8 protein-coding genes are annotated in these 10906 nt (G+C 47.9%); 5 read left to right on the forward strand and 3 right to left on the reverse strand.

Features of this window, described 5'->3' with window-relative positions; all coding sequences use genetic code 11:
* Positions 1 to 189: 189 nt before the first annotated feature.
* The 3 genes from AC3A8L_RS15785 to AC3A8L_RS15795 all read left to right on the forward strand — a co-directional run bounded on the left by AC3A8L_RS15785 (position 190) and on the right by AC3A8L_RS15795 (position 2867).
* Positions 190 to 1359, forward strand: a complete 1170-nt coding sequence (locus tag AC3A8L_RS15785; protein ID WP_487963234.1) for a porin — start codon at positions 190 to 192, stop codon at positions 1357 to 1359.
* 91 nt (positions 1360 to 1450) lie between these two features.
* Entirely contained in the window at positions 1451 to 2026 is a 576-nt protein-coding gene (locus AC3A8L_RS15790) for an FMN-binding protein (RefSeq protein WP_487963235.1), read from the forward strand.
* A gap of 79 nt (positions 2027 to 2105) precedes the next feature.
* On the forward strand, positions 2106 to 2867 hold the full coding sequence (locus tag AC3A8L_RS15795; protein ID WP_487963236.1) for a PepSY domain-containing protein: 762 nt from the start codon (positions 2106 to 2108) through the stop codon (positions 2865 to 2867).
* A gap of 17 nt (positions 2868 to 2884) precedes the next feature.
* Here AC3A8L_RS15795 and AC3A8L_RS15800 read toward each other — a convergent pair whose 3' ends face one another.
* The gene (locus AC3A8L_RS15800) at positions 2885 to 3307 is read right to left on the reverse strand and encodes a YqaA family protein (protein WP_487963237.1); all 423 of its coding nucleotides are present in this window, start codon (positions 3305 to 3307) and stop codon (positions 2885 to 2887) included.
* 430 nt (positions 3308 to 3737) lie between these two features.
* Here AC3A8L_RS15800 and AC3A8L_RS15805 point away from each other — a divergent pair, with 430 nt between their 5' ends.
* Positions 3738 to 4967 (forward strand): nucleoside recognition domain-containing protein, encoded by a 1230-nt coding sequence (locus AC3A8L_RS15805; protein WP_487963238.1) that lies wholly within the window; start codon positions 3738 to 3740, stop codon positions 4965 to 4967.
* Between the two features lie 41 nt (positions 4968 to 5008).
* Here AC3A8L_RS15805 and AC3A8L_RS15810 read toward each other — a convergent pair whose 3' ends face one another.
* Positions 5009 to 6826 carry a flavin monoamine oxidase family protein gene (locus AC3A8L_RS15810; RefSeq protein WP_487963239.1) on the reverse strand — a complete coding sequence of 606 codons (1818 nt, stop codon included), beginning with the start codon at positions 6824 to 6826 and terminating at the stop codon, positions 5009 to 5011.
* Between the two features lie 189 nt (positions 6827 to 7015).
* The gene (locus tag AC3A8L_RS15815) at positions 7016 to 8827 is read right to left on the reverse strand and encodes a M61 family metallopeptidase (RefSeq protein WP_487963240.1); all 1812 of its coding nucleotides are present in this window, start codon (positions 8825 to 8827) and stop codon (positions 7016 to 7018) included.
* Between the two features lie 455 nt (positions 8828 to 9282).
* Between AC3A8L_RS15815 and AC3A8L_RS15820 the strand changes: the two genes are divergently transcribed.
* A partial coding sequence (locus AC3A8L_RS15820; protein ID WP_487963241.1) for a hypothetical protein occupies positions 9283 to 10906 on the forward strand: 1624 nt, incomplete at its 3' end.

Below are 10906 nucleotides of genomic sequence, written 5' to 3' on the forward strand. Positions count from 1 at the left end.
GATAAGAAAGCCGATCTCTTCGCCTAATTGGATAAACTATTATTGCCTCGTCCCTCAGCACTGTAAAAGTATCGATTCTTTGCGCTAGATCAGAAAACAGAGAATTTATGCACGAATGCATTTGATAGCAATTCGCATTTGCGTTAGCATTGCGGTCTTTATTGAGATCAAACCCTTTAGGACTCCAAGATGACAAAGCACGTATTAGGTTTAGCCGTATTGGCGGCACTTTCTGGCGCGGCCCAAGCAGCGCCAACGGTTGACGAGATGTGGGACACCATTAAACGTCAGCAAAATGAAATTGATGCGTTAACCGCGAAGCAGTCGCTGACCGAGCAAAAAGTCGAAGCGACGGCTGATGCGGTGGATGCTGGTGGAAGTCAAGGTGGCCAGTGGTATAACAAAACCACGTTGGGTGGGTATGGCGAGCATCACTTCAATAATGTGCAAGGTGGTGGCGATCAAGTGGATGCCCACCGTTTTGTTTTATTCGTCAATCACGAGTACTCAGATAACGTGCGCCTATTCACTGAGCTAGAGTTAGAGCATAGCTTGGCCGGTGAGGGTAAGCCGGGTGAAGTTGAGCTAGAACAGGCTTATATCGAGTGGAAATACGCCGATAACCATGAAGTTAATATGGGTTTATTCTTGCTGCCCGTGGGCCTCTTGAATGAAACGCATGAACCAGATACTTTTTATGGCGTTGAGCGCAACGGTGTCGAGAAAGACATTATTCCTACCACTTGGTGGGAAACAGGCGTAATGATGAGCGGCCAAATTGTTCCTGGTTTTGGTTATGATTTTGCGGTTCACAGTGGTTTAGATACTAGTGCCGACAGCAGTATTCGCAGTGGTCGTCAAAAATCTGCAAAAGCGTCTGCCGAGAGCTTGGCCTACACAGGCCGTTTGAAGTACACCGGCGTTGCTGGGCTAGAGCTGGCGGCTACGGTTCAATATCAAGAAGATATGACCCAAGATGTTGCCTTAGAGGCCGAGAGTGGGTTGTTAACTGAGCTGCATGCGGTATACCAAACCGGTCCTTTCACCATCAAAGCTTTATATGCCGCTTGGGATGTTGACGGCGCCGATTACAAGGCTAAGGGCAGCGAGGACCAAGCCGGCTACTACGTAGAGCCTAGCTTTAAAATATTGGATAACCTGGGTGTTTTCGCGCGCTACAGTAATTGGAACACCATGCCAGATGCCGTTGCCATTAAAGACCGCGAAGATAAAGAAGCTATCGATTTAGGCATTAATTTTTGGTTGGTTGATCGTGTTGTGATTAAAGCCGATTACCAAATTGGCCAAAGTGATAACCTAAGCGACAGCTTAAACTTGGGTATTGGTTGGTCTTTCTAAACCGCCCAGTCAGTGTGCCCAGTAGGTGTGGAGTCATACTTAAAGTGTGACTTAAAGTATGAGTAAGGTGTGACTAATGTGTAGGGGTGCTATGACTCATTTTAAAAAGCTATGGTTAGTTTTAACCGTGATGAGCGCCCCTGTACTTTTGGGTTTATCGCCGGCGGCGATGGCAGAGCCGGTTTCTAAGCGTACGGCTTTTCTCGCGCAAGCTTTTAATGCCGATGCTGTGAGTAAACCAAAAACGCTGTGGTTAACCAAAGAGGTTAAGCAAGAATTAAAAAGCTTGTTTGATTACGAGTTGGGCGTTTTGCGCGTGCGTTACTGGGTGCAGGGCGATACGACCGCTTGGATTTTAGATGAAATCGGTAAAGAGCAACCCATCACCATGGGCTTGGCGGTTAATGCCCAAGGGGTAAAAAGCATACAGGTGTTGGAGTACCGCGAAAGCCGAGGCGGTGAAATTCAATACCCTTTCTTTACCGAGCAATTTGATCAAGCTGTTTTGCAGCAAGGCAAAAAAAAGCTCAAGCTTGACCGTCATATCGATGGCATTACAGGCGCTACGTTGTCGGTACGGGCGATGACGAAAGTCGCCAAAGTGGCTTTATTCCTCCATCAAAAAGTGATTGATACCGCGCAAAGCGCGTTGGCCAATCAATCCTAGTCCATAGCCGAGCGCTAAAGTTACTGCTAAAGTGGCGAAAATTCTTCTTCAGCACAGTTATTCTAAAGGTTTAGGCGTTATGAAAAAGCCGGTGAAGTTACGCAGGCAATTCTGGCGCTGGCACCGCCGTAGCGGTTTGTTAAGCCTTGTGGTGCTGGTTATTCTATGCGTCACCGGTGTGGTGCTTAATCACAGTGCGCACCTGCATATCGATCGTTACAAAGTACATTCACCGTTAGTGTTAAAGGCCTACGGTATTGATGTGCCCGAATTCAGTGGTGTTAAAGTCGGTGAGCATTGGGCCATCGCGATTGCCGGCGAGTTGTATTTGAACGGTGTCGTTTTAACGCCATGTCATGGGCGCTTGCTGGGCGTTTTGCATTCGGCTGCTAGCAACTTTTGGTTGGCGGCTTGCGAGCAAGAACTTATTTTATTAACGCCCGATAATCAAATCATCGAAATTATTGACGCCAATCTTGGTTTGCCTGCCCCGATTAAAGCGGCGGGCATGTGTGATGCCGAATTGTGCATTCAGCATGCACTTTCTGACGAACCTATGACGACCTATCGCGTGGACGTGGAGGCACTGGAGTGGTTGCCGGTATCGGCTTCAGTCTTCAGCCCGTTTACGTTAGCTGTATTGCCACAAGATCAGCAGGATTTTTATCGCCAGTTTTATGCCGGTGAAGATTTAACGTGGGAAAGGGTGGTGCTGGATATTCATGCCGCACGCTTTTTTGGTGCTGCCGGCCCTTGGATTTTAGACTTTTTTGTATTGTTGTTTTTGTTTATGAGCGGTAGCGGATTTTACTTGTGGTATTCCGCAAACAAGAAAACGTAGTCGTGATTAGCCATTGGCTAAAGAAACGGCAGGGTAATGCCAATAATCACGAGATAACGCGCGCCTTTGCCTATAAAGGTGAGGACGAAAAACGTGGCGAAGTTAATGCGCATCACGCCAGCCAATAGTGTTAACGCGTCACCGATTACCGGTAGCCAACTCAACAGTAATGACCATTTCCCGTATTTCTGAAAGCTATTCTGTGCTTTTTGTAAACTGGCGGCTTTAATGGGAAACCATTTGCGCGCTTGAAAATGCAAAAAGTAACGCCCTAATACCCAGTTCACACAAGCCCCCAAGGTATTTCCCGCGGTAGCGGCTAGCCAGAGTGCTGCCGGCAGGTATTCCTGCTGTAACAACGCGATTAACACCACCTCAGAAGACAGCGGCAGAAGTGTGGCGGCGAGGAATGCCGAGCTAAAAAGTGTGAAATAAACCATGTTGAGTGCTTGTTGTGTGGTAATTATTCAAGTGGGTTCGAAATAATCCTCGCCCAAAAGGCTAATTGATTATTTTTTGGGCATTCAAGCGTCAGGAACGCTTGCATAGCGCCCAGGAATGGCTTGAGCGGCCCAGAAAATGATCAGTTTGCCGGCCTATTTGTACATGGTTGAATGGTTACGTTGTGTGAAATAGTCACGAGTGTAAGGGGCGAGGAAGCAATATTTCATCCACTAATACTTTGATGTCGACTCCCTTACCTTCGTTGCTCAAAGCGTTACATACCCAGGCATGCGCCCCTTTAAGCGCCTCGATAAGAAAGCCGATCTCTTCGTCTAATTGGATAAACTCTTATTACCTCGCCCCTGATTCTCTAGTCGGCGCAATTATGCCATGATTCCCGCTTTGAAATAATCGGTAGGAACTATTGTGCTTAATCGCATCTGGATTAGCTTTTTTGTTATTGCTTTCGCCTCATCAGTTTATCAATTTGGCGTATTGGGGAATAGCGACATTTTTAAGCAAGTCGTGGAATCGTTATTTTCGATGTCCAAGGTGACTGTCGAGATTGCCATTGGGTTAATCGGTATTCTCAGCTTTTGGCTGGGCATGATGAAAATAGCGGAGCATGCGGGCATAGTGGCTAAAATAGCACAGATGATTTCCCCGCTATTTACGCGCCTAATGCCAGAGGTGCCTAAGGGGCATCCTGCTTTGGGCTCGATGACGATGAACTTGTCAGCTAACTTTTTAGGCCTAGATAATGCCGCGACCCCTTTGGGGCTTAAGGCCATGCAAGACTTGCAAAGCCTAAACCCTAATAAAGACGTTGCCAGTAATGCGCAAATTTTATTTTTGGTTTTAAATACCTCTTCGATTACTTTATTCCCGGTTACCGTTTTTGTTTATCGTGCGCAGCAGGGCGCTGCTAACCCTACGGATGTTTTTATCCCGATTTTACTTGCAACCTTTTGCTCTACCATGGCGGGTTTGCTGGCGGTTTCGATGGTGCAAAAAATTAATTTATTGCAGCGTACTGTGTTGCTGTATTTGGGCGGTGCAATTGCTTTAGTGGCTAGCTTGGCGGGCTACTTCTCCACCTTAACTGCCGACGTATTAGCGGAGCAATCGTCGTTGCTTGGTAATGGTTTAATATTGACTACCTTGATGCTGTTTATTGGAGTCGCGTCGTATAGGCGGGTTAATGTTTACGATAGTTTTATAGAAGGCGCCAAAGAAGGTTTTGAAACGAGCATTAAATTGATTCCTTATTTGCTGGCCATGTTATGTGCCATTGGTGTGTTTCGCGCGAGTGGAGCGCTAGATATTTTGGTGGAGGGTATACGTTGGCTGGTTTTTGCAGCCGGTTTTGATACCCGCTTTGTGGATGCGCTGCCCACAGCCTTTATGAAACCCCTAAGCGGTTCGGGCGCAAGAGCGATGATGATTGAAACTATGAATAATAGCGGCGCGGATTCTTTTGCCGGCCGTTTAGCTTCGATTATACAGGGCTCCACTGAGACGACTTTTTATGTGTTGGCGGTTTATTTTGGCTCGGTTGGTATTCGTTATGGTCGTCACGCGGTGAGCTGTGGTTTGATTGCTGACTTTGCCGGAATTTGTGCGGCTATTGGGGTGTGTTATTGGTTTTTTGGCTAGGGCAAAGCCGGTCTCACTTCGACCGGCTACGGGTAACCCCTTTAGCTGCAACCACAAATTAATGGGTATTGAGTGGTGTTTTCGGCGATGGTTGGAATGTTTAAAAATTCGGTTAATACCGATTCGGCAGTGCAAAAGGCACCTTCAACCCAGGCTTGATCATTCGAGTAGGCCGAGCCGATAATAAAAACATTCGAGTTTTCAACGCCGGCCATACGCCCCGGAGTGCGAATTTTTTGCATCACATCACAGATATCATAATGTGCCGCCCAGGCATGGTAGCCTGCGCCAAAAGGGTTTAATCCCCAGTTCATAAATACGGTTTCGACAGGGTCGGGGATCTCGCTGGCTTTGTTGGGGTCGCTGAAGTGTACTTTAGCGAGCTGTAATTTCAGCATGCGCATCATTTCTGGCGAGGCCTTTGCTGCGCCGTTAAGCGGTTGATAATCTTGGCTTAGGGGCACTGTTCGGCGTGTATTAGTTGGCAGCTCAAGTTCTTCCCAAAACTGGGTGAATCGCATGTCGTCGTAGGACGCAAGCATGCCGTAGACCTTGTCTTTATCTTTCACTTTCCCTATTGCGTTGTTGCCAAAATAATACACTTGCCGCAAGGGCAGGTCTGTTATTGTTGGGCCAAAGACATTGTCGCTATTGCCTTTGTTAACCAGGTCGGGTTTGTAGGTAACTTGGGCATCTTGCCACCAGGGTTTTTTAAAGAACATGGCAATTTTATAGGAGGGCTGCTCGATAACCGATTGCAAATAATTTTGTACATTGCTGGCATTTAAAAAGTCAGATTGATTATCGGTTAATGTTTGATAACGGGTGGCGCGCGCGACCAGTTCGAGTGCGTTAGGCGACATGGCTAAAAACGCATAGTCTGTACCGTATTGCGCAGGAATGGCTTTGTCGGGCGAGGCGCTGGTGCCAAGCATGAAACGTGTTTTTTGCGGGTAGGCATTGTCGTGCCAAATGGAATGTAAGCGTGTGTTTTTACTGACCTTAAAACCAATTTTATTACTCAACGCAGCTTGTTTGCAGGCTTGGTAGAGCGCTACAAATAAACTTGAATAACCTGTTGATAGTGTTTTGAAGGCTCCGCCTGGTGCAAATTCACCGTTGTACACAGCTGCATTGGCCGCATTCCAATTGATAACATTAGAGCTATAACCACCGGCATCGGCTGCATACTGGAAGCCTTCGTTACCGGCTTGGTCATAAAAGATATTCCAGTAACCGATATCTCCTGTGTTGTCGCCGCTGTGATAAACATAAGAGCCATTATCAAAATGAGCACTGAGTTTACCATTTTGATAAAACTTACACTGTTCTACCCGCGTTTTAACGGCATTACCCTCGGTGATTAAATTTGAAATATTACCAATTAAATAGTCGGCAGGTTTGGCATTGTTGCCGGGGGTATTGTAGGGCGCAAGAACTTCTTGCCCGTTAACGGTTGTGCCTAAATCCTGTGAATAAAAATGTTGGCCTCTAAGATAAAATAAAGGGTTGTCTGTGGTTTTGAAATCAATAGTTTTACTGTTGAGTGGCTCGCCATTTAAACTTAGTTTATCGATGCTTAAGCTGACCAGCTGATGGCCGCTGGCGTCGGTTGGATTCCACTGAATAAAGCGCATGCCGCCCACTTCAATGTAGGCTTGATTGGGGTCTTTTTTGTAGTGGTAGCTACAAATTCGGCCGGCCGGTGTTCTATCGCCTTGCCCGTTGGCCTCGTAATCGTAGTTGCCCCATTCATAAATGTGTACTTTGTCGTTCGTGCCTAAAGTCCCGCCCGTGAGTAAGCGCCAAGCGCTATAAAGTCCACCCGGACCGCCACCAAAAATACTATATGTTGCCATTTTTAAATCCTAATACTCTAATACTATGTTTTCTGGCCCCTAAGCGTGGGTTGCAACTTAAGGGCGAAATTACGGCGAGGAATGAAATAATCACGATAGCGAAAACCTTTGAAAAATTGTTGAAAGCCCAACAGGGCTGCCGCCGATAGCTCTTAAATCGTAATGTTTCATTCGTACCTCTTACTGCGTTTAAATGAGTGTTTCAATACCGTGGAAGTTTTCGTAAAAATTAAGTGTGAAAATAGAGCCAGCTTCTGGGCTAAAAGAGTCATCATCGAGCCATTGTTGAATGTGCCGGCATTGGTCTTCAGTGCCTTGCCAATGTAGTTTTACCAACCGCTCAATAGGCTTTGGCGTGAGTGTCATGGTGAGTTCCCGGTGGCCGCGGCGAACACAGAGCTCGACAGGGGAGGCTTGATTGGCGACCCATTTAAGTGCTCTTGTGGAAAAGGCAAAATGGTTGATTGAAATAATAATGTCGCCAGGGGCAATACCGGCTTGCCCAGCTGCGCTTGTATCGGCAACGCCATAAATGGTTGGCTCACCCTCGGTGATGAAAAATAGCCCGAGATAAAAACCGGCTTGCCACTCGGGGATTAACCCCAGTTGACGGAATTGATCGGGTGTTTCAAGTGCTGCCGGTTGTGTAATTTGCTGTTCAATATCGCCACCTAAACCGGCGTGCCGCTCATTAAAAAAATCAATAATGTCTTGCGTGCTATAGCCCACATATCCTGTGGGCGCTTGTTGTTGCGGGCCAAAAAAAACGTGATAAAAATCACTGAATGCATAATCGAGTGTATCGTTGTAATTAAGGCGTAGCGTGGTATCTAAGCCAAATGCAATGAGCATCCCTTTGTCGTAATAGTCGATACTGTTGTTAACGCGGCCAGGGTATTTAGCGTGGTTCATGTAGGTGGCTAAAGACGAGTCGGTGGCACTAACGCGTTTGTAAGCGGGTTGTTGGCTAAGGTGTTGGTAGTAGTTGGCAATGGCGCTAAAAAATTGTGTTGGGCTATAGGACTTAGCGCGGGTGCTAATGAGAAATTCGTAATAGCGGGTAAAGCCCTCGGCCATCCATAGGCCTTCGGTAAAACAGCCATCACTGAGTGTTAAGGCTAATTGCCCTAGCGGCGCTGGGCGCAGGCGACGAACATTCCAGGCGTGAAATAATTCGTGCGTGCAAACGCGGATTCCATTAGCAAACTGGTCGGGGTCGATAAAAACATTGGGGCCTAAACCGCTCATGTTGCTGGTTAAATGTTCTAGCCCCCAGTCGGCCTGTGGGTTTAAGGATAAGAAAAAGGTGTAATCGCTAAAGGGGAATTCGTTAAAAATGTTGTAGGTTTTTTCCACGGCCACACAAAGTTGATCAACAAATTTATGCACGGTTTCTTCGAACCCAATACCCTGGTCTACAAACACAAAATAAAATGGGGTGTTTTGAATAACACGCTTTAATAGTGTGAAATTACCGAATACGACGGGCGTATCTAACAGCTGTTCATAGCTTGGGTATAGCCAGCTTGGCTGTTGTTCAATTTGCTGTGCGCCAGAGGGGTGATGAAAGCGCCAGCCCTGCGGGAGGTTGTGGTAGCTCACTTGGCATGGGCCTAAATGCGCGGGTGTGTAGAGGTAGCGGGTCCCAACTAAAATGGTGTAATCGCTATCGACTAGACCCACAGCATCGCCTAAGTCTGGTTCGTAGCACGAGGCGGTATAGCGAACGGTTAAGTGCTCGCTGCAGGATTTGATTAAGTATTGATTGAACCCTTTACGCTCGACGGTGAGGGCTGTATTGCTATCTTCATTACTCGCGTTTAACGCAAAGATGTCTCGTCCGTAGGCCGCAAAGGCGTAATCCCCCGGAACCCACCTGGGGGCTTCCAGCACCACGTCGCCCTGCGCTATGGGGCCGATAATAGTCATTTCCACGGTAATCTCGTGCGCCATCGGGTGAATGGTCACGTCATAGCGAACGGTTGGGTTGGTCTGTGTCATCGAGCATACCTGCGCATGTAGGTCATATAGGCAGGCTACAACAGTGCGTTCAAATGCGGTATTACGCGATATTACCAAGCCTGTTCGATTGAGCAGTTCAGCGCGTTAATCGCATTCGTGTTAGGGGTGGGACAATAATAGTTTGTCCAATTAGACGAGGGCGCATGCCGTGGCCTATAGGACATAGGTCAGTAGGGCAACCGAGGCATGTAACGCTTTGAACAACGAAGGTAGGGGAATCGATATCAAGTATTAGTGGATGAAATATTGTTTCCTCGTCCCTTACATTGTGTTCGAAGAGTGAGTTGATTCCGTAATGGCCACGCTGGCGCGAATAGGATTGAGGTCTGCACCTTATTCATGCAACATGCAGTCGGCCTTAAGTTACAGCCTTTAAAAGTTTCAACGCGTGTGGTTTCCGCTGCCCTAAAGGCGATGATTATCAGAGAGCATGAATGAAGTTTTATTGTTTAGATGAATGGTTCAAGGCGTTGCCTAAAGATGCGATGGTGTGTACGCCAAACCAGCGTTTGGCGCGGTTTTATCAAGCGCAATATCAGCGTTATCAGCTAGCGCAGGGGCATCAACAGTTCTCGCCTTTAAATTGCACCGCTCTGGAGCTTTGGCAAACTGAGCTGTGGCGTAAGGCATGCTTGTTTTTGCCGCAGTGCGCGCAAGCGGGGGTTGCGCTTTCGGCATTGCAAAAGCGTATTCTTTGGCAAGATATTCTCAATAATGATGAAAGCCTTTGGTCCGCTGGTGATGTGTTGGATAGCGCGCTAGAGGCCCATAAGTTACTGGCAGCGTGGGGTTTGGATGTAGATGAGGTTGATGCCGCTACCGATGAGTTTGAACTATTTAAACGCTGGCATGATGACTACAGCCTTCAATTAACGGCCTTAGCGAAAAGCCAAGATGCGCCGGTTATTTTGGATGAGCAAAGCGCGCAGGCGGCACTTTTTGAAGTGATCAGTAGTGGCGAGCTGAATCAATTATTGCCTGCCAGTGTGATATTCACGGGCTTTGATCAGTGGTCTGTTCCTTTGCAGCGATTCGAAGCTTCACTGATTGCGGCGGGTATTGAATGTACTCAGCAGCAGGTATTGGCTACCGCCGATAATAATGCTCGCTACGCGGTATTGCCCAGCCCCAAGCATGAATTATTTGCGGCGGCGCAGTGGGCGTTGCAGCAAAGTGAGCAGGGGCATTCGGTTGCGGTGGTTATCCCGGAGCTAGGCCAACGTTTGGCAGAAGTTGAACGCGTCTTTCAGCAAGTGTTCGAGCCTGCATCGCTGCTGCCCAACGCGAGCTTTGATGCCAGCCTTATTAATATTTCCTCTGGGCGTGCGTTGGCGCAGTGCCCTATTGTGAGTTGCGCTTTGCGCTTGCTTGGGTGGTCTGGCCAAAGCGTACCCATTACAGAGCTAAGCACTTGGGTGTTATCGCCAATGGTTGGCGCCATTGCCGATTTGCCCGCTCGAACCGCACTCATGGCCGAGCTGGCCAGCAAATACACATCGGCCAGCCTTGCGCAGTTAAAAGCGGCTGTCGCGCAGCGCAATAGTGCAGCACAAGAAGCTAATTTACCGGTTTTGCTCGAGCATTTTTACGGGCTGCTGGAGGCTGTTCATAAAAACCTAAATGCACAAAAAAAGAAGCGCCAGGCACCTTCGGCTTGGCGAGAGACTTTTCAATTGCGTTTGCAAGCTTGGGGTTGGCCGGGCAGCCGCACTTTAAACTCTACCGAATATCAGCAGCACGAGCACTGGCTGCAGGCGTTAGAAAATTTTGCCGCGCTGGATAATGTGGTTGCCAGCACAGAGGCTAGTCGTGCTTTGCAGCTGTTAACGCAAGTGGTTAAAACACCTTTCCATAAGCAAACACCGCCGGCTAAGGTACAAATATTGGGTGTGCTTGAAGCGGCAGGGCAGTTGTTCGATGGTATTTGGTGGCAGGGGTTGAATAGCCATACTTGGCCAGAAGTCTTAAAGCTGAACCCTTTATTACCGGCTGCCTTACAGCGCGAACAAAAAATGCCGCGCAGTAACGCCAGTGCCGAGCTGGCCTACGCGCGATCTA

The sequence above is a fragment of the Marinagarivorans sp. genome, from assembly GCF_982758155.1.